Origin of the sequence: Chryseobacterium indologenes (assembly GCF_002025665.1) — a bacterium.
GTDB classification, from domain to species: domain Bacteria; phylum Bacteroidota; class Bacteroidia; order Flavobacteriales; family Weeksellaceae; genus Chryseobacterium; species Chryseobacterium metallicongregator.
This window is the reverse complement of sequence record NZ_CP018786.1, coordinates 67,972-91,803: the sequence shown is the minus strand read 5'-3', so window position 1 is coordinate 91,803 and position 23,832 is coordinate 67,972. Positions and strand designations below refer to the sequence as shown.

The window sequence follows — 23,832 nt, the reverse complement described above, 5'->3', positions numbered from 1 at the left end:
AACACACCCAATGAAGAAAAAAATTATTCTCTTTTTCTTCCTTATTATTTCAATTTTTACACTCGCTCAATCATTTGATTTTGAGGGACAATATAAGTATGCCCGCATGCTTTCTTCTAAAAATCCTGACAGCTCAGAAATTATTCTGAATAAGATCATTGATTCTGCCCAGAGAAGAAACCACCAGGAATTTCTTGCAAAGGCTTATTATTTAAAGTCTTTCAACAGCTATTTAAAATCAGATGCTGAAAAAAGTCTTGATTTTGCCGATAAGGCACTTAAAATAGCTACGCAAAGCAATTATAGCATTGGGAAGGCACTGGCGTACAGGATGCAGGGAACTCAGTATGCAAAACTCGGATTGCTTAAAGAATCTTCTACAAGTCTTAGAAATGCTCTGGCAGAAGTAAAAACCAATAGTACGGAAGAAGGACATGAACTGAAAGGCATGATCTTTAATTCTTTTTTGATTCTTCTCAATAAGGATCAGTACAAAGAGAAGGCATTTTATTCTAAAAGTGCCATTCAGGAATTTCAGAAGCTAAAAAATACTGCCAGGCGAAATGAATTGCTGATTTCTGCTTACACCAATATGGGGTATAATTTATCTGAAGTAAAAAAATTCAGGGAAGCCAAATATTATTTTGCTAATGCTCTTTCATTAGTGGGAAAAAGCAATTATTATCTTCAGGCCAACATTCTTAATGATATTGGTTTTTCTTTTTCAAAACAGAATAAACCGGACAGTGCGATCCTGTATTATCAGAAATCTCTTGCCATTGTAGATCAGTATGGTTTCAACGAAAAAAAGATTGAAGTGACCAAGAATCTTGAAGAAGCTTACGCCCAGCTCCACGACGAGTCTAATACCGAAAAATATAAAATAGAAAACCTTACCTTAAAAGACAGCATTGCTTACAACAAAGCCATGGCCGTCAACAAAACTTTATCCAAAAAAGAGGAAAGCTTCCATCAACAGCTCAACGAAAGCCACAGCATTTCAAAAGGACTTATTATAGCCTGTTTTACTCTGATCATTGTTTTAGGCGCTGTAATTTTCAATACCCTTCGTCTCCGTAAAAAACATAAAGAAGCAGTTGCTAAAATTTACAAAGATGGGATTTCACCTGTTGTTTATGAGGAAGATCCACAGGAAGTTTCTGAGGATATTCAGACAAAAAACACCTCTACTCCGATAGAAATAAAAATTTCACCTGAAGTAGAGGAAAACATACTAAACGGATTAAAAATTTTTGAAGAAAACCTTGAGTTTAACAACAAAAACATCTCTCGTTACAACCTTGCAAACACGTTGAATATCAACACAAAATACCTTTCAACGGTTATTAAGAAACATAAAAAATTCAATTTCAATCAGTACATTAATCATCTAAGGATCAATTATATTGTCACCCAGTTGAAAAACGAACCTCAATATAGAAAATATAAGATCAATCATCTTGCTGAAATCACGGGATATTCCTCTCACAGCGCCTTTTCTCTTGAGTTTAAGAAGATCACAGGACTGCATCCTTCTGCTTTTATTAAAACCCTTGATGAGATCTCCTGATTACTGTTCTGCTATGGTAAGATTATTATAACCTCCCGTATTATTAAGCGAGAAATTCGCAACGTTTGAGTTATTCAAATTAAACCAGATATAAGGCATTAGTCTCTGTCCTGCCGTCATATAGAATGAAGCGGTACAGTTACTTCCAGCATCAATATTTCCGACACTGTTTGAGGACATGGTATTGGCACATTTCACAGTATTGACAATATTGGTGGCAGCCAATCCTGTTGTACTATCATAAAGCTGCCAGATGGCTTCTATCTGAATAGGATTTAAAGGATCTGTAGTATAATTAATGGCTAACGGAGCCAGGTCCGTGGTGAATGTGGCTACATAAATTCCGTTTCTGGGTGCTGTAAAAATACCCGTTCCGGCATTGAAAGTAGTCCCGGAGTTACTTTCAAAGGTTTTACTCCAGTCTACTAAGTAGTTACTCGCCCTGTTCTGCAAACCGGCAGTTACCGTGGGTGTGGCCGGGGTTGCAAGCTTCACGTTATTAGTCGTTTTGGCTGCAATCACAATTACTTTATTACTGGCAGGCTGAGCTGTCAGCAAAGGAAGCCACTCATTTCCGTTAGAATATTCCACGCCGCTGTTATAGCGTACTGCACCTTCATCTGCTGCAACAGCTGTTAAAGTAGAAGTTCCAAAACCAATCGCTCCGTTTCCGGAATTTCTGGCGTCTACTTTTACGGCCGGGCTCAAAGTTCCTACTCCTAGTTTCCCTGTATTATTTACAAGAATATCATTAGCCTGCTGAGCAGGAGTAAATGTTGATCCGGAAGAAGGATTATCTTTCTGCCCGTCAATATGTAAAATGCCTTGCGGGTTTGAGGTATTGATTCCAATTTGTGAAAATGCACACTGGAAACTTAAAGTCACTAAAATCAGTAAACAATTCTTTTTCATCATGTATCTTTTTATAATCCGAAAATACTTAAAGAAGTAAGCGTAGAATCCGTGTCCAGTGTTTTTGAACTTCCCAGTTTTTGATTCAGGCTTACTGTAATATTATCTCCCTGATTCAGGTTAAAAATCCCGGAACAGTTTCCTGCAACACGGTTTCCAATGGTATTGTTTCCAGGGTAACTTCCTACACATTTGAATACCTTATTGGTTGAAGAAGAGGCTGAATTAGTCTGAATCAACGTTTCATACCTTGAATCATTTGCAATGCTTCCGGAAGCCAGTGAAAAGGTAAATGACACGATGTACACTCCCGTTTTTGAAGCCGTAAAAGTTCCTGTAGTCGCATTAAAACTGCTATTCACATCTGTTTTCTTAGTCCAGCCGATAACAGCTGTCTGTATTCCATCACTAAAACTTTGTATGGAAGCATTTTCTGCATCCACAAAATCATTAGGAGCTTTATGAGCCAGCGTTACCCAGGTTGTTCCGTTAGAATAGCTCAGATCCTGAGTTCCGGAATTATACCTTATCGCTCCGGCCTTTGCTGCAGAAGCAGCCTGTGAAGTTCCTCCGATTCCTATTGCATTTAAACGTTCTCCTGATCTCAGGTCAAGCCTTGTTTTGGGAGATTTTGTTCCTATCCCTACATTTCCAGATTGGGTAATGACAACATCATCGTAGTAGCTGGAAGGTATTGAAACATTTGTATTTTTTTGTCCGTCTATATGTACTGTTGCTTCCGGAGAAGACATATTGATTCCTATCTGTGCTTTCATCCCTATGCCAATGCAAATGACGAAAGCCAGTCCTAATATTTTTCTCATATTCAAATGTGTTATTGTTCTAAAATAGAAAGGTTTACAAAGCCATATTCATTGCTTGCAGAAGATGTATCTGTTCTCAGGCTCAGGTTTCCGTTATAAACAGACTGATAGATATAAGGTTGAAGCGTATCTCCTTTGTTCAGCTGAACTCCGGCAACACACGATCCGGCTACCTGTGCCTGTTTTGAAATATTGGAATAAGATTTTACGCATTTCTTTACCGTAGTATTTCCATTCACAACATATCTTGCTTCGGAAAAGTAGCCTGAAACGATAGGAATCCTTACAAAGTCATAGGTAAAAGAAATAAGATACACTCCGGTTCTTGGAGCGATAAAAATACCTGTTCCGGGAGTAAAATTTCCTGTTGGATCGGAAACTTCCGTCCATCCCGCAACACCTGTAGAAACCTGATAGGGAATTTTTACCGCAAAGTTAGCTGCCTGAAGATTGGCAACAACTACCGCTTTGGTAGGGGAAGAAATAAGGTCCTGCCATATCACACCATCGGAATACTGCATCTTTCCACCATTCAGCGGATTATATCTTACAGCTCCTCCACCTGCCGCTGAGGCGGTCTGGCTGGTCTCTCCTATTCCGATTGAGTTGTCTGAATTTGATGCTGAACGTGTGTCTATTTTAACAGCTGGCGTTAAGGTTCCAATCCCTATTTCTCCGGCAGAAGTGACAGTAACATCATTAGCTATTTGGATAGAAGATGGAGCTCCGGATGAGGGATTATCTTTTGCTCCATCTACATGGAAAGTGGTTTGAGGGTTTGAAGTATTAATACCTACCTGCGCTTTTGAATAACTTATCGAGAAGCACAAAGGAAACAGTATTCCCTTCATCAAAATACTTAGATTTTTCATGTAATTTGTGGTTTTAAAACGTGTACAATTCTTGGCCAAAGATAAATGTAAAAGCAGATCTCCTGCAATAGTCCCGCCTCTACCACAAACACACAATCAACTGATAAACAACAAAATAAAACAGTATTTTACATTATCAAAATACGGAATTTTACTATTTAAAATAAAATCGAACCCTCATTTCAATAGAAATTTTTAAAGAATTTATGTTTTTGAAGACAAATTTAAGTCTTAATGAAATCTGAAATTCGCTTCCGGTAATGTATTTTTTTTCAGGAAAGCTTCATATTCCGGGGAGAGTTTTGCACGTCCAAAAGTATTTTCTCCGCTCATGCTTCCAAGGCGTACTTTATCTTTTCCAAATTTTCGGTTCATCGCATCCATAGCTTTCATCACAGGAAGATGCTGGTTTTGAATATCTTCTTCGAAAAGGCCGATCTGTCTCTGATCTTCAGGAACAAAATCATTCACCATTACTCCTGCTCTTTTATAATGAAATCCCTCTCTGTAAATCGCCTCAAAAAGTTCATTGACCACTCTTCCAATTAAGATGGACGAATTGGTAGGATTTGAAAGAATTCTGGTCATTGCGTTTTTGTATTCGGGTAAATCTTTTCTGAATCGGTTAGTCTGTACAAAAACAGTAATCATTTTACAGCAGGTATTCTGCTTTCTCAGTCTTTCCGAGCAATACATTCCAAACGTTTCTACTCTTTCCCTTACTTCTTCTTTTTTTGTAAGCATCTGCATAAAACTTCGGGTCACTGCAATGGATTTTTTGGGAGAAGGAGCATCCAGTTCCAACTGCCGAATTCCTCTTAATTCATGAATCATTCTTACGCCATGAATTCCCATCACTTTTCGAACCCACATTTCAGGTTTCTGAAGAAGATCCCATGCTTTATACACCCCACTATCATTCATTTTGGCAGCAAGCCTTCGTCCTATTCCCCATACATCTCCTATGTTGAGCCATTTCAGAGCTTTTTCAATTTTTTCAGGAGTATCCAGAATATACACCCCTTTAAAATTATCCGGAAATTCTTTTACGATTCTGTTTGCCACTTTACATAATGTTTTGGTGGGTGCAATTCCTATGCTTACGGGAATATTTTCTTTCTCATCAATTTCATTCCTGATTTTAAGACAATATTCATACATATCAATATATTTGAATCCTGTCAAATCGAGAAAAAGCTCATCGATACTGTAAACCTCATGGTCAATGACATACGATTTGGCAATATTAATAACCTGCTGGCTTTTATAATTATACAGTTCAAATTTTGCAGAAAAACTTTTCACATCATGTTTCTGAAAAAGCTCTTTGTACTTAAATGCAGGAGCTGCCATAGGAATTCCAAGATCTTTTGCTTCTTTACTTCTGGACACAACACATCCATCGTTGTTGGAAAGAACCACAACGGGCTTGCCTTCAAGATCAGGATCTAAAGTCCTTTCACAGGAAACAAAAAAATTGTTACAATCTACCAAAGCGTACATGACAATTGTATAGGAAAATCTATACAAAATTATAGTTTTTAAAGAATAAAATAATCTTTTAAGCCACAATTAACATCACATTTAACACATTGAAAAACAAATGAATAAAATTTTATAATACGACATGTTTTGTCGCATTAGCACTGTAGTTTTGTTTTCAAAAACAAAAATCATGATATAGCTTAAATCATTCTTAACCGTTCTTCCTCAAGGTCCAGCTGATAGAGCTGATGGCGGATAATTTCTTCGTTGACAGAAATATCTTTATTCAATTCTGAAAGAAACTGTCTCTGGCTTTCCAGCATTTCAAAAAAGATATCTTTGGTCTTTTCATTCATCCATTCAGTATTATTGGTCTGGATCTTTTCCTCCCATTGTTTCAGCATTCTTTCTAATCCTGCATGGCTGTTCAGTTCATTTTCATGCTTATTTTTAAGAAAATGATAAACATGCTGTTTCAGTTGATGTTTTATTTCTTCCCTGGCCTTTTTATCTTTCTCTTCATCTGTAAAATCATCAAATACATGTCCATATTTGATGAAGTATGGCAAGGTAAGTCCTTGTACAAGTAATGTAAGAAGAATCACCACAAAAGTAATGAAGAGGATAAGATTTCTGTTGGGAAAAGGAAGTCCGTTTTCAAGGGTAATCGGAATGGCAAGTGCAGCAGCCAATGAAACAACACCTCTCATTCCGGTCCATCCAAGCATCAAAGGCATCAACAGCCGTCTTCTTGCCGAAGAAGCACGGGGAGCAACACTTGGCCGGAAAATCAATGTAGCCAGCATAGCAGCATAAGAACTTATGATTCTGGCGGCAATCAGAATACCGGTCACCAGCACTCCATATTGGATGGCTATTCTCAAAGGAATTCCTTCTGACCGAAGCCCACCAACAATTTCAGGAAGTTCAAGCCCGATGATTAAGAAAACGATACCATTCAGAATAAATACAAAGCTCTGCCATACACTATAGCCCATAATTCGGCTGGTACTGTTGAGAAATATCAATCGTTTGCTGGACATATACAAACCTCCGCAAACTACAGCTAACACTCCGGAGGCATGGAACTGTTCTGCTATCCAATACATCAGATAAGGTTCAATAATCGTTAATGCAATATCCGAAGAAGCTTCTGTAGGGAGTCTTTTGTGAACCTGTACAAAGATCCATGCCAATAGTAAACCGATTCCGGCACCTCCGATGATCATCCATACAAAGTCTAATGAAGCTTCCTGCCATATAAATTGTCCGGTTCCTACAGCAATCAAAGCAAAACGGAATATAATTAATGAGGAAGCATCATTCAATAAACTTTCTCCTTCCAGAATAGCAGAAGTAGTAGAGGGTATTTTTACAAATTTCATGATCGCTCCTGTACTCACTGCATCAGGTGGAGATACGATACCACCCAGCAAAAACCCGAGAGCAAGTGTAAATCCGGGAATAAAGTAATTGGCCGTCACCGCCACTGCCAGTGCTGTAAAAAAGACTACTAAAAAGGCAAAACTTCCGATAATGCGCCACCATCGTTTCATTTCTTTAAAGGAAATAGACCATGCAGCCTCAAATAAAAGAGGAGGTAAGAAAATAAAAAAGATAAGATCCGGATTGATCTTTACCACCGGAAGACCTGGTACAAAGCTAACAAGCAGCCCGAATACAACGAGCAAAATAGGATAAGCAATTTTTAATTTTGTAGCCCACATATTGAGCAGTACAATTGCTGCAACCATGGCCAATAAAAAAGGTAGGATCGTATGCATTTACTATTGTGTTTTATCCATCATATTTACTACTTCTATTTGATTTTTAAAAATTTAAAACCAATTTTTTATCATTTTTTTAAGTGTACAGATCAATTTACCTGTCGTTAAATCTCTTTTCTTATTATGTTTTTGCTTAAGGTTGAATGTTATAGAATTTTAAATAAAACACGTCAAGTTTCGTCGCCTCTGCGCTATACTTTTGTTCTATAACAAAATAAGAAATATGGACAAAGTAACCTTAGAAAGGATTCAGAAACTTCACCCGTTGGTAAGAGAGGAAGTGAAGCAAATTATACAGGAATGTGACGAAGCCCTTACAGGAAGAGCCAAGATACGAATCACTCAGGGATTACGATCTTTTGAAGAGCAGGAAAAACTTTATGCCATCGGAAGAATTACTTCAGGAAAAAAGGTAACCAATGCAAAGGCAGGACAAAGCATCCACAATTATGGACTTGCCGTAGACATCTGCCTGATGATTGACGGAAAAACCGCAAGCTGGGATACCGTAAAGGACTGGGATAATGACAAAGTTGCAGACTGGTACGAATGTGTGAAAATTTTTGCCCGTCACGGCTGGGATTGGGGTGGAAACTGGAAAACATTTAAAGACCTTCCCCACTTCGAAAAGAAGACAATTCCTTCTAAAAAAGGCTCTGTAAAAACCAGTTGGAGAACGCTTTTGAAGATGCCAAAAGACCAACAGAATTACGTTATTTTTTAGTGTCATTTATTTGAAATTAAATATAATACGACATGTTCTGTCGCCTCCTCAGACTACCTTTGCTTTATAAGAAAACAACAGAAAAAGCAATGAAATCTCAATATGGAATCTCTACATTTTCTGAATAGTCAATAGGGTTCTATAGATTTAAGATTGCATGTGTCCTTTTAACAAACCATTAAAAATATCACATGAAAAAGACAACCATTCTTTCTTTGGACGGAGGTGGAATAAGGGGAATTGTAACCTGCATTATTCTGCGTTACATAGAAGAACAGCTTCAGTATTATGATAAGCCGACTGCCAAGCTCGGAGATTATTTTGATCTGGTAGCGGGCAGCAGCACCGGAGGTCTGATTGCTTCTATTATTCTCTCTCCTGATGAAACCCGAAAAGCAAAATATTCCATTCAAAAAGGGTTGGAATTATATGCTGAAAAGGGCGGCGACATCTTCCAGGTTTCCTTTTGGGAAAAACTGGTCAATCCATTCGGATTATTGAACGAAAGAATTTCTCAGGAAGCTCTTGAAAAAAACTTAAATGATTTCTTTGGAAATTTAGAATTAAAAGAATTAATAAAACCATGTTTAATAACAAGTTATGACATAGAGAACAGAAGGGCAAAACTTTTCAACTCGTGGAAAGCCAGCCTCAGCACAGACAATTTCTATGTAAGAGATATCTGCAGAGCGACTTCAGCGGCTCCTACGTATTTTAGTCCTGTTCAGATTAAATCCATGTATGGGCAGATTTTCAGCTTGATTGATGGAGGAATGTTTGCTAATAATCCCGCACTTTGTGCTTATGCAGAAGCAAGAAAGATTCCTTTTGCAGAAGTTTTAAAAAACCATCAGAAAGCCAATCATCCAAGCGTAAATGACATGATCATTGTCTCTATCGGAACAGGAATTGAAGCAAGACCTTATTCTTTTAAAAAACTGGAAAAGGCTGGAAAAATTGGCTGGGTAAGTCCAATCGTCGACATTTTGATGTCTGCCAACGCAGAAACAGTGGATTATCAGCTGGAACAGATGTTTCAGACGCTGGGACTTAGAAATCAAAAAAACTATTACCGATTGAATCCTTCACTGAAAAATGCGTCTCCTGCAATGGATAATGTAAGAAGATCCAATATTGAAAATCTGATACAAGCCGGATTGAGTTATATTGATGATCACAGAGAAACTTTGAACCAGATTGTTCAGAAACTCATTAAAAATAAAATATAAGCTTTTTACCTTATAACCCACTCATATAAGCTATTAAGATTATATTTAAAAATTAAAAAAATCTTTTTAAAACACGTCAAGTTTTGTCGCTTTGCCTCACTACTTTTGGAGTATCAGAAAGACACAAAACAACAATCCTTAAAAACTTTTAAAAGCCTTTGAATTCGACATTCTCCTATGCTGAACAGCCTGAAATATGTTCAAAAAAATATAACCAACACCTTATCCCACAAAACATGGAAACACCAGATCACAATACCGATATACTCTTCAATGAAGATCTCTATACGATAGAATGGAGCGATATCGAAAATGCTGAGATGGACTATGAAAACTATCTCATTGACATTGAAAACTTCTTCAGGGAAGATTTTGAAAAAGGAATACCCGAAGAAGATATTTTTTAAATAAAAATTAATACACGACAAGTTCTGCCGCTGTTCAACATCATTTTTGAAATCTCTATAATAACCGTACAGCAATCTCATTAAACATTCTCAATTTCTTTGAATTCACCATTCACAAAATGCTGAACAGCCAGAACTATGTCTGAAAATATAGCACAAAAGTGAGCCTGCTCCAATAAAAGCAGATCACAGCACCCAATTTATTAACCCATCACACAACGTTTTATGAAAACAAAAGAAGAATTAAAACTCTATTTTGAAAATGGAGATATCCCAAAACAGGAAGATTTTTGGGAATGGCAGGACTCGTACTGGCATAAAGATGAAAAAATCGACATGCGGAAGATTGCAGGTCTGGAGAATGGTACATTCAACATACTTTATGCTGAAATGGATGCTGATAAAAATGCTTCACTAACCTTCTTTTCAAAAAGAAAAATTGTAATAAAAGAAGGAACACTCACTATTCCCAAAAATTTCACTGCAGGTCTGCAGGTAACTGATGTAGAAATCCCTGACTCCGTAACAAGTATTCAGGAAAGTGCATTTAGTAACGGCGGCTTGACCACCTTTAAAATTCCTCCCAAGGTAACGGAAATCCCCAATTGGGCATTTTACAATAACAAATTGACATCTTTATTTATTTCGGACAGCGTTATCCATATTGGAATACAAGCATTTACAGCCAACCAACTGACTGAAATCCGTCTCCCTAAAGGAATAACAATTATCTCACAAGGTGCCTTCTCTGTCAATAAACTGACATCTGTTGAGATTCCCAATGGAGTAACGGAAATTAGATCTGATGCCTTTGTCAGTAATCAGCTCACCTCAGTGATTATTCCCGATAGTGTCCTCAAGATTGAAAACAATGCTTTCAGAGATAACCAGCTTACAAAAGTAACATTAGGACCTGATACCTCCTATACTCCTTATTCTTTTGACAGTACTGTGGAAATTGTAGGAGGAAAACTGATCAATTAAACTTTAAGCAAATGAAAACAAAACAAGAATTAAAAAAATATTTCGAAAACGGAGATATTCCGGTACAGGAAGAATTCTGGGAGTGGCATGATTCCTATTGGCACAAAGATGAAAAGATTCCTGCAGATCAATTAGATTATGATTTGTCTAAAAAAGCAGATGCAAATGCATCCAATATAAATCCGCAGAATGCTCAGCTTTGGAAAGAAAAAATTGAAACTCAGACAGCTATTCAGGTTCCGCAATTAAATGGAAATATCTTAACGGTATTTTATACGGGTGAGAATGGTGTCCAGCAAAGCAAATCCGTAGATTTAAGCAGTTTGGTAACCCGTGATATCAGTATTGAGAATGCTTCATATGATGCGTCTCAAAATAGTATTATCATTACCCAGAATGACGGATCAGCCTTTCACATCAATCTCTCGGAATTCAGCATCATTCCTACAACCAATGCTGATGGAAGTGTAACATTATCACAGGAAGGACAGGAAAAAGTCACTGTAAAAAAAGTGGCTGTAACAGGCAGTTACAATGATCTTTCCGATAAACCGACTTTTAGCGGAAATGATAATTTACAGAATGTCATTGACAGAGGCAACGGAACAACCAAACCTATTATTTTCCAGCCAAGCCAGGGCAGAGCAGGTGAAATAAACTTCAATCCTACCACTTATTCCTTTTGGTTTGGAAATTTAAACACGGATCACACCGGAGCTTACGGACTGGGAATTGGTTATAATACATTATCAAAGTTAACCACAGGATCAAATAACGTAGCCCTTGGTTCTTATGCTTTAAATGAAACCACCACAGGAAGATGGAATACCGCAACCGGTGTTTCAAGTGGAACTAAACTTACAACGGGTAATTTCAATGCTTTTTTCGGAACACAAGCGGGAACTGAAACAACAACAGGAAACGGAAATACATATATCGGAGATGAAGCAGGGAACAAAAATATTACCGGAACCAATAACACGGCTCTTGGTCTTGGTGCCGCTTATTCCTTAACTAATGGAACTCAGAATACTTTCTTAGGTGCTTTTGCCGGAAATATTCATGGGAAAGCAACAGGATCTGGTGCATGGGGTTACAACACTTTTATTGGATATAATGCTGCCTCTACAACTCATGCTATGGGAGTTTGGGGGGATAACAATGTAGTTATCGGCTGTAATGCACCGTTAGGAGGTTCAACATTCAACAAGTTGGTTATTGAATCCAATCCGGTAGCAAGACGTCATGATTTTGTAACGCCTTTAATCGGTGGAGACTTTGCTGCAAGAACATTGGATTTTGACGCTGTGGTTTCTGCAAAAAGAACCCCTTTAGCAGATAACACCTATACAAAAGTAGCGGTTCTAAATGCCAATAATGTATTTGGATATAAGAATCTTTCTGACTTCCAAAACTGCATTCCGCTTACAGGAACAGAAGTTAACAATCCCGTGTCTGGTCATATCCAATTTGAGAATGCCGAAGCACCGGAAATTGAATCCCTTCTCTATAAAATAAATACTCAGGACGGAATTAAAAGCCAGGTAGGTTTCTTTCCAAGTGGAGTTTTGATCACATCAGGCAGTGTAGATAATTCTATACAATCGAATTTAGATGTCAGTAAAGATTACGGTGTATTGGCAAGAGCTTATGGTGCAAAACTTAGTTTAAGCAATGCCGGAGCTTCTTTAACAAGTTTCACTGATCATTCTGACGGAAAAGGAATTATGGTAAGTAATTATCCTGATGAACCTGTCATGGTAGAACATCAGGTGTCAAATGCCAGAGGATTAAGTTCTAAAACTTATTTCGGAGACAATGCACAGGAAAATGATTACATCCAGAAACAATATGCAGACAAACAGCATTCTTACAGTACCAAAGAAGAGCTAACAGGTGGAAAATGGATCAACGGTAAGCCTGTTTATAAAAAAACCTTGTATCTGGATCAGATTCCAAGAACAGGTGAAATTGATTTAAGACCTGAATTCCCAGACCTTGAAACCATTATCTCCAACGAAATGTTTACAGAATGGGATGATCTCAAAGCGGCATTTGCAGGTAACCAATGGAGAACAAAAGCCTATATCACAATCGAAAGAGAAAGAGCTATTATAGAACTGTTGAATACACCTGATTACGATTATTCTCTTATCAACTCGTTTACTCTAACTCTCGAATACACAAAAAAATAAAAACAAAATGCCAACAAACAATACATCAACAGCAAAATCCGCATTTACCGTTGGAAAATCCTTAGTAGGAGAAGGAATTATTAATTATAAAGAAACAAACCCTATGAATACAACCAATAACGCATCACAATCACTTTTCAGATTTGTAAGTCTGAGAAACCCACAATTAACAGAAACTAAAGATAAAAACTTAGGATTTATCCACAGACCTAAGGGAGTAACGGGTATTTTTGATACAGCAGTAGCAGGAAGACCTGCCAAAACGTTAAAATTTGCTGCAATGAAAAGGGTTGCAGGGGAGTTTAACAATGTAGGGTTCGAAAGTGAAAAGAAAATTGAGGAAGGTGCATTTAAAGATCTTCTTGTGATTGGAAGAAAGCTTTCTAAAAAAGAAACATTAGACAGTGCCGACTTAGCTTTCGTTACAGATTATTACAAAAGCCTTATTAACACCAACAGACAGTTAAACACAGAAGGAATTGCTATATTTTCCCAGCTTTGGAATAATTATATTCATCAAATTGTTACCCAGGAAGATTTCTATATTAAAGAAGCAATCAGCCACGTTCTCATGGCTATTCAGCTTGGTTTTGCCAGCAATCAGGATCTTACGGATCAGGAAATTATCAAGATTAATGGAGAAAAACCATTGGAAAAAGCATTGGATGGGAAAATTATATTACCAACTATCCTGTTTTCAGAAGATACCGAAAACGTTTCTTCAGTGGCTTCAAGAAGTACTGAAGGTTCTGAACCAGCTTTGGCAGCAAGAACGATTCAAAGATTAGAATCTGAAGCAAGAGCTTCTTTTGTATCCAGTAAAGCGATCCACAGAAAAGAATCTTTGAGCAAACTAAATTCCGAGCTGGAAAAACTTCAGAAAAAATTCCATAAATCCAGACATCAGGCCTATCAGGATGCGTATTCAAGATATATGGAAGAAAACAAAGAGCGTTTAGAACTCTATGACAGAAAATTAGCCGAAGTAGACAGCAAAATTACTCCGGACATGTCTGAGGAAGAAAAAGAACGTCTTTACAGCACTTTAAAGGAATATGAAGTTATTCCGTTTGTATTTACGTACAAAAATGAAATCAATTTAGAGGATTTGCAGGCAAAACTTTCTCCGGAATCTTTCGACCTTTTTGTTGAGCTTTTCGGTGAATCTACAACGGGATTAGTTGCTCTGGCTGAAGATACAGACAGTCTTCAGATCCTTTCACATGATACTTTGAGAATGGGTGCTCAGACTATTGTTCTTGATGATGAGATAGAAAGCTATGCAGATGCTTTACTTGTTGTAAAAAGTAATATTTCTTCTTCCATGGAAACTGCTCTTCAAAACAGTCCGCTTCCCGAACAACAGTACGCGAATATTGGTGGAGCCTCAATTCCCCTTATTCAAAATACAGCCAGAACGCCGATGGCATACAGCTTATATGCACACAGCTCTTACAGGGTGTCAGGGAGCAGAGGATTTGTTAATTTTTCTTTTGAAGTCGAAGATGTTTCTTGGAGTGTTGCTAATGCTAAAATTACAGCCACAACAGATGCTGCCGGAACCTTTGAAGAAAACTACAGCAATATTTCTGTGATAGATAATAAGATTACCTTACCTGCAGCTTTAGTAGACAGATTCAGAGGCAGTTTTAGTTTCAAAATAGAAATCATTTTTGATAACGGAAGCGTAGCCTATGGAGAGATTGCTACACAATATCCAAAAGAAGACCTGAACCTTACAGGAATGCTTACATTGAAGCGTGCAGCCGTTGAAAACCCAGGTACACCTGAGCCAGGTACCATCCAAAAACGTAAAAATTTCGGGATCAAAAGACTTGGAGTAGCCGATTATATGAAAGTAGTGCAAAGTGTTCATGCTTACGTTCCTGGAGAGGTTTCCAATATTGAGAACGTTATGGCAAGTGAGCTGAGACACAAATCTTCCGTTTCCAGAGAATATTCTGAAGTTACAGATACAACTTCCAAATCTCAGGAAACAGAGAAGATGTCTGATACTTCCAAAACGTCAAGAACAGATATGCAGACCGAAGTTGCTAAAGAAATTGAGAAGCAGCAAAGTATTTCTGCCTACACAAGGTTCAGCTATGGAAATGACAGTGCCATGAAGTTTGAAATCGGAGCAGACTATGCCAATAATACGGCACAGCACGACAGTACAAGACAAGCTGTGATGAAATCTCAGGAAATCACGGAAAGAGCAATGGAAAGAGTTCTTACTAAAATTTCGGAAGAAAGAGTTCAGAAAATCATCAAAGAATATACAGAAACCAATGTTCATGAATATGACAACAGAGGAAAAGTAACCAATACTGATAATGCTGAAGCAGCACAGCCTAAGCACATTACCGGAGTTTACAGATGGATCGACAAGAAAATGAAAAACCAGATCTACAACTATGGTAAACGTACCATGTTTGAATTTATGGTTCCTGAACCTTCAAGATTACACCGTCTGGCTCTTACTGTTGCCAAAGCTCAGGTACTTAAAGCCCCTGTAGATCCTAGAAAAGCACCGGAACCATGGTTAATGGCAGATCCAAAATCTGCAACGATTATACAGATCCAGCATTGGGCTCAGGAATATGGAGTAACTTTAGAAGCTTTCCCGGAAGCAACCAAACAAGTTATTCATACTGCGTCTAGCGTTCCTCAGACAAATGACGATTTTGGAATTGATCATACCCAATTTACCATCCCGGATAACTATGCCGGAAAAAATGCAAGTTTCAACTGCGTATCAACAAGAAACAGAGGTGGCGGATGGTCAGGATCACGTTATTCTGAAGTACTCTTCTCTAACTTAAAAGGAGATATGATTGGCCGTTCTGAACGTGGTGGAGACCTTGTTTTTAGCGAAGGATCATCCGGTTTTAATATCACAGGTAATGTAACTTTCCAGGTGAAAGGACACAATGTAAGAAGTTATACCATCAAAGTAGTTGTAAATTGTGAATTAAGTGATGCTTTCATCAATAAATGGAAAACAGATAGCTTCAACGAAATTATTAAAGCTTATGAAGCTGCTTATGCCAAATTCCAGGAAGATCAGGCCAGATTAGACGCAGAGCAAAAAGAAAAAGAAGCTCAGCTTAAAGAAAGACAGGATACTTTCTATCGTTATATGGAACATGATGTCTTAAAGCACAACTGTATCGCTTATTTATTACAGGATTACCTTTATACACTTGGCCAGGAAACAACAAACGGTGCTGATGAGAAAACAACCATGGATAATTTCCAGGTATACCTGAATGAAAATCTGGACAGATATACAGCCCTTGCTAAGTTTATGGAACAGGCATTCGAATGGGAAATCATGGATTATACCTTCTATCCATACTATTGGGCTAACCGTAAGAGCTGGCAGGAATTCTACATCAGTGAAAGTATGGATCCATTGTTCAGAAGCTTCTTACAGGCGGGTATGGCAAGAATTATTGTGACCGTAAAACCAGGTTTCGAAGCAGCCGTTCAGTTCTTCCTTGAAACAGGAATAATCTGGAATGGCGGTTCTGTTCCGGTAATCGGAGATCCAATGTACATGAGTATCGTGGACGAAATGAGACAGCCAACCGGAGAACCTCAAGGTAAATACTGGATTACCAGAATCCCTACTACCTTAACAATCCTTCAGGATAAATCTACAGGACTTCCGGTAAATCAGCCATTACCGATTTTCCCGGAAAATGATCCTAAAAATTGTGAAAACCCATCAGAATTGGAGTTTGAAACAAGCTTCAGATTAGATGAAGATGCACAATTGTCACATAGTGATGGGGCTACGACATTGCCTACCACAATTGTTGGATAGAATTTACCTTAATGGCGGTGTGAAATATCACCGCTTTTTTTACAATTTTTAATTTCAAAAAACTTAAGAAATGAAAAATATAGATATTAGAAACCTCGCGAAAATTGGTGTGGCAGATGTAGATGTTTATAAGGCTAATCATAGGAAATTTAGTGCCACATCTCCCAAATTATTAATGTTTTTTAGATCTTCAGATCAGGCGAAGGGTCTTCCTAAAGATTCATCTGGTAAAAACAACGATATGAAATATAATCAATCATTTGGTTTTGATATGTTTTGCCAGCATCTATATGGTAATAATACTGATGTCTACAAAAACGGATACTATGAAAAAAAGGTAGTTGGCGGAAAAACAGTTGACGACAAATCAAGAGAAAAAATTGTAGGAAAACTTGAATCTTTTTATGAAAAAGATCCTAATCTTACATACGAATTAAAAGACCCAAAAGCTCCGCCAGTATCTTACTTTATTGATGAAACATACACATTATCAAAAAGGAACAAAAAAATGACAGATATCAGTTATTATATTCCCAATGTACTTATTAAGCCAGGTCAACAAGTCGTATTGTCTGCCAAATTTTTCGACACAGATAATGCTTCAAAATTAGGTGCTATTGTTTCATTCAAATTATCTAATAATAAAGGTATTGAAACTTTTACCCCCTCTCTTACATTTAATAATAATGAGGATGTTTTAGATTTTATTATTAAAACTAAGGCCAGCGAATTTATTGCTGACAAAACAACAGTAACAGCTTTTATCAATGATGGCACAGGAAAAGAATTGGAAATAGGCAAAATAAATCTATTACCTAATCAATTGTTAAAAGCAAAATCCTTCTTTATTGATGTTTTTTATAATACTACGACTCCAACTGCTCCCTTCAATGGTACAACAATGATAAATGATTTAAATATGAAAGCTTTAAATCAATCGTCTGTGGAATTAATTTCCGGAGGAGCAAATAAAACAATGTTTATTAAAGCTAATGATCAAGAACTTGTAGATGGAAAATATGACGGGCAGCCAATTTCCAATATTTTGACAAATAAGGGAGCTGGAAAGCCATATGAACTCAATGATTTAAATAAAGCTTTAAGAATAATAACGTCCAGATTCTATGAAGAAATAATTAATGAAATTATAATAAATACTGAAACAGAATTAAAAAATCTCGATGTAAATGACGGAACTGCTACAAGAAAGCTAATTGATCCATCCTCCTCACTAAAGGGAACATTAGATGACCTGGATATTACAAAGCCTTTCAATTCAGGAGGTAGTGTTATGAAAAGATATGATTTTATTAAAGATAGATTATATGGTTATTTACATCATGAATTTAAAATAAATTATCTTTTTGCATTTATATGTCATAACATCGAAACAAAGGTAACTACAACTACAACAGCAACTACTTCAACTACTTCCCGTGATGAAGCAATGGCTTTTCTCGATGCAAAAGAAATCATTATTCCCAATAATGCTATTGGAAAAACAATGACTTTAGCTCATGAAATTGCACACTGCTTCGGTGTAAGGCATACTTTTGATATTTCAGGAAGCAGTCCACAAATAGGGGATCTGAAACTTCCTCAGCAAAAAACTCTTGAAAATATTATGGATTACCCTAAAAATGGTGATGCTGATAGAAGGTCCTTTATTAAATACCAATGGGATAAAATAAGAGAGAGTGTTTCTTCGCATGTGAATACAGTTGCAGAACTTAATTTTGAGCAACATACTGACAGAAACCAATCCGGCCTCATCGATTTCACAAAAGAAACAGGTTATATGTGGGATTATAGCAGAAATTTAATGGATTTCCTCATGAGAGCAATGGAAAAAAAATATAATGGTGATTATTCAGAAATTAAAAATTCTAGTGATAAAATTTTGACTATTTTTGCTAATGAAATTACCAAAACTCTAAATAAATTATGAAAACCCTATTTAAATTTATACTTTCTATATTTATTCCATTACAATTTTCAGCTCAAGGCGCTTTACAATATGATTTTAAAAAACAGGTGAATTATGTTTTTCAAGGTTCTCTATATGAGGCTTTCCAAGAAGCTGTAACCAATTATAATAGTAATTCCAAAGAATATATTCAGTCTGATATTCTACCTTTAAAGTTTGCCACTCAGCATAAAGAAAGTAAAAATAAAAATTACACAATAAAAATTGAAGATTTCCCCAATCAATATAATATAAAATTCAAATTTGATCAATATGAGAACAACAAGGAAAACTGTTTGAATTTTTTAGAAATTGATACAAATAAATTATTTATACAATCACAAAAAGATAATTCAGGAGTTAAGTATATTAATACATATTTAAACTCTTTTATGCTAAGTAGTAGCTGTGATAATGATAACACAAAAACATGGATTTCAAAAAGTTTCCTATGCAAAACCCATGTAATATCTAATGAATATATTGATATTAACAAAGATTTTAAAATAATCAATATATTGTACTACAACACTTTATCATTAACCTCTAACAGCGCTAAAAATAAGTTTGAAATTATTATTTATGAGAAGGTTGATAGGCAAATGAATCTTTTAATGAGAAAAACAATTATAAAAGGGAATAAGGAAGATGCAGTTGATTATTTAAAACGCCATAATATTAATTACAATAGTATTAATGATAAAGACTTCCAAGAACAGGATTTCAAAAAAATTTAAAACTGAAAAGGTAAGTCTTCACCATAATAACGTGGAATATGATGAGACTTATAAAAATTACTGTATTATGAAAGAAGAAAAAATAGATAAAATCATAATTTCATTAACAGATGTAAAAAAAAAGGATTGTATAACCCATATGGCACCTATCTAGGCTTTGATATACGCACGGAGAACTATAAAGAAAATCCTGAATGGAATGAGTTTGATTTCAAAAAAGAAGTTTTTGAAGAGCTTTTAGGAGAAGGCTTTGGGAAGAAAGACTCTTACTATGAACCCAACACATGGGAGTTTGTTGTTGATGCACTGGAGAATAAAATTAGAAATGTGCTGAAAACCATGAAAAAAGTACCGGAAGAGCATACCAAAAATCCTATGGAATATTTGAAAACTTACAAAAACGAACATTTTGATCCCATTGCAAATCGTTCTGTTTTTTATGAAGATATAAAAGAATTCCTTGGTGAATTATATCATTATAATATTCGGGAAAATGTCAGAGATAAAAACTTGTATTATTTTCAACTTTTTTACAATCATCTAAAAAGTAGTTTCGAAGAAGGTCTCCCTTTGTATATTACGGTAGCTACTATTGAAGACCAAAAATAAATGCCTATTAAAAGGATCTATTTAAAAACAAAAAATAAAACACGACACGTTTTGTCGCATGAACCGCATATATTTGTCTTATAAAACTTTACCATGAAACGCAGCGTTGCTGCACCCTAAAAATAGAGAAATGAAGAAAGATTTTTATCTGACAAGATATGCCTTAATAATTAAAAGATTAGAAAGTTCTCCGGCGACCTATTCACAGCTGGAGGACTATCTTTTAAACTCTTTTGAATTCCAGGATGCAGGAATCAAGAGCTACTCTATCCGTACCCTGCAGAGGGATATCCGGGAGATTTCCGATCTTTTCAACCTTTCTATTCACAACAAAAAAAAGGGAGACAACCGATATTATATTGAGAGCCGCCCCATCATGGAAGTGGATGAATACAACCAAAAACTCCTTGAATCTTTCCAGGTAAGTAACGCCATGAATACCCACCCCGATTTTTCAGATTTTATCTTTTTTGAAAGTCGAAAACCTACCGGTGTAGAACATTTTTATGATCTGTTCTTCGCGATCAGAAATAAAAGGGTTGTAAGTTTTGAACACTACAATTATAAAAACAAATTGATGACCTCCAGAAAAGTTCATCCTCTGGCTTTAAAAGAATCTAAAGACCGATGGTATCTTATTGCCATTGATACAAAAGATAAAGTTTTAAAATCATTTGGGTTGGACAGAATCAACTATCTGGATGTAGCCAAAAATCAGTTCAGGGAGAAGTACAAATACAACTTCAGAGAGCATTTCAAAAATGCATTCGGAGTGATGAACCTTGCGGAACAGAAACCACAAAACATTGTATTGAAATGCAGCCGCCATCAGGGAGAATACATCAGAAGTTTCCCTCTTCATCAATCCCAGAAAGAAACCAAAGAAACGCCGGAAGAGATCTATTTTGAGTTCTTCCTCCACCCTACTTATGATTTCATGCAGGAAATTCTTTCATTTGGAAAAGAGGTAACCGTTCTGGAACCGAAAGGTTTAGTTGATGATATTCGCAATCATTTGCAGGAATCTTTAAACCGTTATCTTGAAAGCTGATCATAAAGAAAGTATTTCATATTTTTTGTTATATTTACATAAATAAACCCTTATTGAAAACTTTATTCATTGGCATCAGCTGCTTTATCTCTTCCTTTTTTCTTGCACAGCAGAAAGAAGAGTTCAGACTGGTGAAGAGCTACTATAACCAGCACAGAAATATGCTGAATAAAGAGTTCAAAAAGAAATTTGATGCAGAATCCAATACAGTTAAAAAAGCTGCTATAAAAGGCGATTTTCTTTTTTTTATGAAAAAAATGGACAGCATTGAAAATAATGCTCTGATTGGAGCTTTATTAAAAGTCAGAAACCTTGAAGATCTGCAGACCATCAAAAATCCCAGCTTTACCTCATCTGAAAAATTCTCAGATGCTGAAAAAATTGCAGATTATCCTGGTGGAATTAATTCTTTGAGGCAGGAAGTTGCCAATCTTTTGTATGTTGACGGTGTCTATTCTGAAGAAAAAATGGTGAAAACCGATGTCGCTTTTATTGTTGAGAAAGATGGAACTGTCAGCAATGTTCATGCGCAAGGAAATAATTTCACCTTCAACAGACAGGCAGAAATTGCATTATATTCTCTGGCGGAAAAATTTTCTCCTGCAATACTGAAAGGCAACCCTACCATTTATCATTTCAGACTTCCTTTAACTTTAACAATAACGGACTAATGTTTACCGACGAATATTACATGAAAATGGCGCTGCAGGAAGCAGAAACCGCTTTAGAAAAAGATGAGGTTCCTATAGGATGTGTGGTAGTCTCCAACAACAGAATTATTGCAAGAGCTCATAATCTCACAGAAACATTAAATGATGTGACCGCCCATGCAGAAATGCAGGCCATCACCTCAGCAGCTAATTTCCTGGGAGGAAAATACCTGAAAGACTGTACACTTTATGTAACGATGGAACCATGTGTGATGTGCTCAGGCGCGCTTTCCTGGTCTCAAATCTCGAAAGTAGTGATTGGAGCACGGGATGAACAAAGAGGTTTTATCAATAAACATCTTTCTCTGCATCCTAAAACAGAAATTATCACAGGAATTATGGAAGCCGAATGCTCTTCTATCGTTAAAGACTTTTTTAAAAATAAAAGATAACCCTGATCCATTCAAAAAATCAAGTGTATTTGGGCTGGAATAATAACATATAAAAAGCCAGAGAATAATTTTCTCTGGCTTTTGTTTTTTTTATAAAATCCGAAAGTTTTTATATTCCTTCTGATCAGTCTTTAAAAATAGAATATCTCACAATATCAAAATATTCACCATCCTTCTTCATCTCCTGTTTTAATATGGCCTCCTGCTCCATTCCTATCTTCTCCATAATTCTCCCGGAAGCCGGATTGTGAAGGAAATGAGTAGCAAAAATTTTGTTAAACCTCATTTCATTAAGACCAAAATCTACAATTGCTTTTGCAGCTTCAGTAACGTATCCCTTATTCCAGTAAGGAATTCCTATCCAATATCCAAGTTCAGCTTTATCATCATCCCTGTCATGCAGCCCGATAGCTCCTATGATTTGACTTTCCTTATTCCGGATTGCAAAAGTATATCCGGTATGGTTATCAAAAGCTTCTTTTGACATTTTCACCCAGGATCTCGCATCATTTTCCACATATGGATAAGGAATATTGGAAGTAAGATCAGAAAAAATTCTATGCTGAAGATATTCAACTATAAAAGGAATATCTCTTTCTTCCAGTTGTGAAAGCGTCAATCTTTCGGTTTCTATTATAGGAAACTTGTTCATTATACTAAAATTAAGGTATCCTGATTCAACTCGACTCTTACTCTGTAATTTATAAATCCTTACCAAGAAAATAAAGACCTTTAAGGGTGTGAAGCCTGTCCATCACATGAATCTTATCCGTCAAAGGCTTGTAGACATGGGAAACACCTCCTGTTGCCACTACAAAACAGTCGTCATTCACTTCCTCATTGATACGGGTTACAAAACCTTCTACCATACCGAGAAAACCATATACCATACCACTTTGCATACACGTTACCGTATCCAGTCCCAAAACAGATTTTGGTTTCTTCAGTTCGATATCCGGAAGCTGTGCGGTCTGGTTAATTAATGAATTCAGAGAAGTCACAATTCCCGGAGCGATAATTACCCCTAAGGTTTCCCCTGTTTCTGTCACACAGCTTGCAGTAAGTGCTGTTCCGAAATCTATGACAATCTTCTTTCTGTTCGGGTACAAATTGTGTGCAGCTACCAGATTTGCATAGATATCTGTTCCCATCTGCTTGGATTTTGCCTGTACTCCGGAAGGGGTGTTTCTGTCAACAATCACAGGAGTAGTTCCGTGAATTTTTTTGATCCCGGAACTCATGACTTTGGTAAGCTGAGGTACTACGGATCCTATAATTACCTTATCAATCTCTTTGGGATCAATTTTATAGGTTTGATAGAGCATCAGCATCTGTACATAAAGTTCATCTGCCGTTCTGTAAGGCTTTGTATTGATTACCCACGAAATATCACAATTATCCCCATTGAAAAGACCAAATCTGATATTGCTGTTTCCTACATTTATTACAATTGAATTCATTGACATATTTTTCAGAAGAAATTCATTAAATCTACTTGAAATTCCCGCTTGATTTTGAGGCAATAAATTTAATAATTTTAAAAAAA

20 protein-coding genes are annotated in these 23,832 nt (G+C 36.4%); 13 read left to right on the top strand and 7 right to left on the bottom strand.

The genetic code is table 11. From position 1 onward, the window contains the following. The first annotated feature begins 10 nt into the window (after positions 1–10). Positions 11–1,570, top strand: a complete 1,560-nt coding sequence (locus tag BUE84_RS00405; protein WP_079240056.1) for a helix-turn-helix domain-containing protein — start codon at positions 11–13, stop codon at positions 1,568–1,570. On the opposite strand, the gene BUE84_RS00400 is transcribed toward BUE84_RS00405, so the two are convergent. The 5 genes from BUE84_RS00400 to BUE84_RS00380 all read right to left on the bottom strand — a co-directional run bounded on the left by BUE84_RS00400 (position 1,571) and on the right by BUE84_RS00380 (position 7,447). Further along, positions 1,571–2,485 carry a hypothetical protein gene (locus tag BUE84_RS00400; protein ID WP_079240055.1) on the bottom strand — a complete coding sequence of 305 codons (915 nt, stop codon included), beginning with the start codon at positions 2,483–2,485 and terminating at the stop codon, positions 1,571–1,573. Between the two features lie 8 nt (positions 2,486–2,493). Next, positions 2,494–3,306 carry a hypothetical protein gene (locus BUE84_RS00395; RefSeq protein WP_145953191.1) on the bottom strand — a complete coding sequence of 271 codons (813 nt, stop codon included), beginning with the start codon at positions 3,304–3,306 and terminating at the stop codon, positions 2,494–2,496. Positions 3,307–3,317: 11 nt separating this feature from the next. Further along, entirely contained in the window at positions 3,318–4,178 is an 861-nt protein-coding gene (locus BUE84_RS00390) for a hypothetical protein (RefSeq protein ID WP_079240053.1), read from the bottom strand. A gap of 231 nt (positions 4,179–4,409) precedes the next feature. After that, positions 4,410–5,708 carry a Y-family DNA polymerase gene (locus BUE84_RS00385; protein ID WP_238594337.1) on the bottom strand — a complete coding sequence of 433 codons (1,299 nt, stop codon included), beginning with the start codon at positions 5,706–5,708 and terminating at the stop codon, positions 4,410–4,412. Positions 5,709–5,863: 155 nt separating this feature from the next. Next, a complete protein-coding gene (locus tag BUE84_RS00380) occupies positions 5,864–7,447 on the bottom strand; it encodes a Na+/H+ antiporter (RefSeq protein WP_079240051.1) in 1,584 nt (527 codons plus the stop codon). Between the two features lie 226 nt (positions 7,448–7,673). On the opposite strand from BUE84_RS00380, the gene BUE84_RS00375 reads away from it, so the two are divergent. From BUE84_RS00375 to BUE84_RS00315, 12 genes are all read left to right on the top strand, one after another. After that, a complete protein-coding gene (locus tag BUE84_RS00375; protein ID WP_079240050.1) occupies positions 7,674–8,174 on the top strand; it encodes a M15 family metallopeptidase in 501 nt (166 codons plus the stop codon). Between the two features lie 191 nt (positions 8,175–8,365). Beyond that, a complete protein-coding gene (locus tag BUE84_RS00370; protein WP_079240049.1) occupies positions 8,366–9,403 on the top strand; it encodes a patatin-like phospholipase family protein in 1,038 nt (345 codons plus the stop codon). A 236-nt stretch (positions 9,404–9,639) separates the two neighbouring features. Then, complete coding sequence (locus BUE84_RS24295) at positions 9,640–9,810, top strand: hypothetical protein (protein WP_158521333.1); 171 nt, start codon at positions 9,640–9,642, stop codon at positions 9,808–9,810. A gap of 225 nt (positions 9,811–10,035) precedes the next feature. Continuing rightward, a complete protein-coding gene (locus tag BUE84_RS24610) occupies positions 10,036–10,794 on the top strand; it encodes a leucine-rich repeat domain-containing protein (RefSeq protein ID WP_079240047.1) in 759 nt (252 codons plus the stop codon). Between the two features lie 11 nt (positions 10,795–10,805). Next, on the top strand, positions 10,806–12,989 hold the full coding sequence (locus BUE84_RS24605; protein ID WP_079240046.1) for a hypothetical protein: 2,184 nt from the start codon (positions 10,806–10,808) through the stop codon (positions 12,987–12,989). Between the two features lie 7 nt (positions 12,990–12,996). After that, positions 12,997–16,821: a hypothetical protein gene (locus BUE84_RS24065; protein ID WP_099049826.1), complete on the top strand. Its 3,825-nt coding sequence runs from the start codon at positions 12,997–12,999 to the stop codon at positions 16,819–16,821. Between the two features lie 70 nt (positions 16,822–16,891). Next, a complete protein-coding gene (locus BUE84_RS00345) occupies positions 16,892–18,769 on the top strand; it encodes a hypothetical protein (RefSeq protein ID WP_079240045.1) in 1,878 nt (625 codons plus the stop codon). Next, positions 18,766–19,524: a hypothetical protein gene (locus BUE84_RS00340; RefSeq protein WP_079240044.1), complete on the top strand. Its 759-nt coding sequence runs from the start codon at positions 18,766–18,768 to the stop codon at positions 19,522–19,524. The genes BUE84_RS00345 and BUE84_RS00340 overlap by 4 nt, the downstream gene beginning before the upstream one ends. Positions 19,525–19,650: 126 nt before the next feature. Continuing rightward, a complete protein-coding gene (locus BUE84_RS00330) occupies positions 19,651–20,133 on the top strand; it encodes a hypothetical protein (protein WP_079240042.1) in 483 nt (160 codons plus the stop codon). Positions 20,134–20,263: 130 nt separating this feature from the next. Further along, complete coding sequence (locus tag BUE84_RS00325) at positions 20,264–21,184, top strand: helix-turn-helix transcriptional regulator (protein ID WP_034691697.1); 921 nt, start codon at positions 20,264–20,266, stop codon at positions 21,182–21,184. 53 nt (positions 21,185–21,237) lie between these two features. Further along, on the top strand, positions 21,238–21,855 hold the full coding sequence (locus BUE84_RS00320) for a hypothetical protein (protein WP_238594336.1): 618 nt from the start codon (positions 21,238–21,240) through the stop codon (positions 21,853–21,855). Continuing rightward, the gene (locus tag BUE84_RS00315) at positions 21,855–22,286 is read left to right on the top strand and encodes a nucleoside deaminase (protein ID WP_079240041.1); all 432 of its coding nucleotides are present in this window, start codon (positions 21,855–21,857) and stop codon (positions 22,284–22,286) included. The genes BUE84_RS00320 and BUE84_RS00315 overlap by 1 nt, the downstream gene beginning before the upstream one ends. 124 nt (positions 22,287–22,410) lie before the next feature. Here the strand turns inward: BUE84_RS00315 and BUE84_RS00310 are convergent, their stop codons facing one another. Both BUE84_RS00310 and BUE84_RS00305 read right to left on the bottom strand, forming a co-directional pair. Continuing rightward, positions 22,411–22,938 carry a GNAT family N-acetyltransferase gene (locus BUE84_RS00310; RefSeq protein WP_079240040.1) on the bottom strand — a complete coding sequence of 176 codons (528 nt, stop codon included), beginning with the start codon at positions 22,936–22,938 and terminating at the stop codon, positions 22,411–22,413. Between the two features lie 49 nt (positions 22,939–22,987). Beyond that, positions 22,988–23,746: a type III pantothenate kinase gene (locus tag BUE84_RS00305; protein ID WP_079243820.1), complete on the bottom strand. Its 759-nt coding sequence runs from the start codon at positions 23,744–23,746 to the stop codon at positions 22,988–22,990. Positions 23,747–23,832 lie beyond the last annotated feature (86 nt).

Bases quoted from the DNA above. Each gene is read 5' to 3' on its own strand.
- BUE84_RS00395 (WP_145953191.1), bottom strand. From the start codon at position 3,306: ATGAGAAAAATATTAGGACTGGCTTTCGTCATTTGCATTGGCATAGGG.
- BUE84_RS00380 (WP_079240051.1), bottom strand. From the start codon at position 7,447: ATGCATACGATCCTACCTTTTTTATTGGCCATGGTTGCAGCAATTGTA.
- BUE84_RS00370 (WP_079240049.1), top strand. From the start codon at position 8,366: ATGAAAAAGACAACCATTCTTTCTTTGGACGGAGGTGGAATAAGGGGA.
- BUE84_RS00405 (WP_079240056.1), top strand. From the start codon at position 11: ATGAAGAAAAAAATTATTCTCTTTTTCTTCCTTATTATTTCAATTTTT.
- BUE84_RS24605 (WP_079240046.1), top strand. From the start codon at position 10,806: ATGAAAACAAAACAAGAATTAAAAAAATATTTCGAAAACGGAGATATT.
- BUE84_RS00305 (WP_079243820.1), bottom strand. From the start codon at position 23,746: ATGAATTCAATTGTAATAAATGTAGGAAACAGCAATATCAGATTTGGT.
- BUE84_RS24295 (WP_158521333.1), top strand. From the start codon at position 9,640: ATGGAAACACCAGATCACAATACCGATATACTCTTCAATGAAGATCTC.
- BUE84_RS00315 (WP_079240041.1), top strand. From the start codon at position 21,855: ATGTTTACCGACGAATATTACATGAAAATGGCGCTGCAGGAAGCAGAA.
- BUE84_RS00310 (WP_079240040.1), bottom strand. From the start codon at position 22,938: ATGAACAAGTTTCCTATAATAGAAACCGAAAGATTGACGCTTTCACAA.
- BUE84_RS24610 (WP_079240047.1), top strand. From the start codon at position 10,036: ATGAAAACAAAAGAAGAATTAAAACTCTATTTTGAAAATGGAGATATC.
- BUE84_RS00375 (WP_079240050.1), top strand. From the start codon at position 7,674: ATGGACAAAGTAACCTTAGAAAGGATTCAGAAACTTCACCCGTTGGTA.
- BUE84_RS00345 (WP_079240045.1), top strand. From the start codon at position 16,892: ATGAAAAATATAGATATTAGAAACCTCGCGAAAATTGGTGTGGCAGAT.
- BUE84_RS00390 (WP_079240053.1), bottom strand. From the start codon at position 4,178: ATGAAAAATCTAAGTATTTTGATGAAGGGAATACTGTTTCCTTTGTGC.
- BUE84_RS24065 (WP_099049826.1), top strand. From the start codon at position 12,997: ATGCCAACAAACAATACATCAACAGCAAAATCCGCATTTACCGTTGGA.
- BUE84_RS00340 (WP_079240044.1), top strand. From the start codon at position 18,766: ATGAAAACCCTATTTAAATTTATACTTTCTATATTTATTCCATTACAA.
- BUE84_RS00400 (WP_079240055.1), bottom strand. From the start codon at position 2,485: ATGATGAAAAAGAATTGTTTACTGATTTTAGTGACTTTAAGTTTCCAG.
- BUE84_RS00325 (WP_034691697.1), top strand. From the start codon at position 20,264: ATGAAGAAAGATTTTTATCTGACAAGATATGCCTTAATAATTAAAAGA.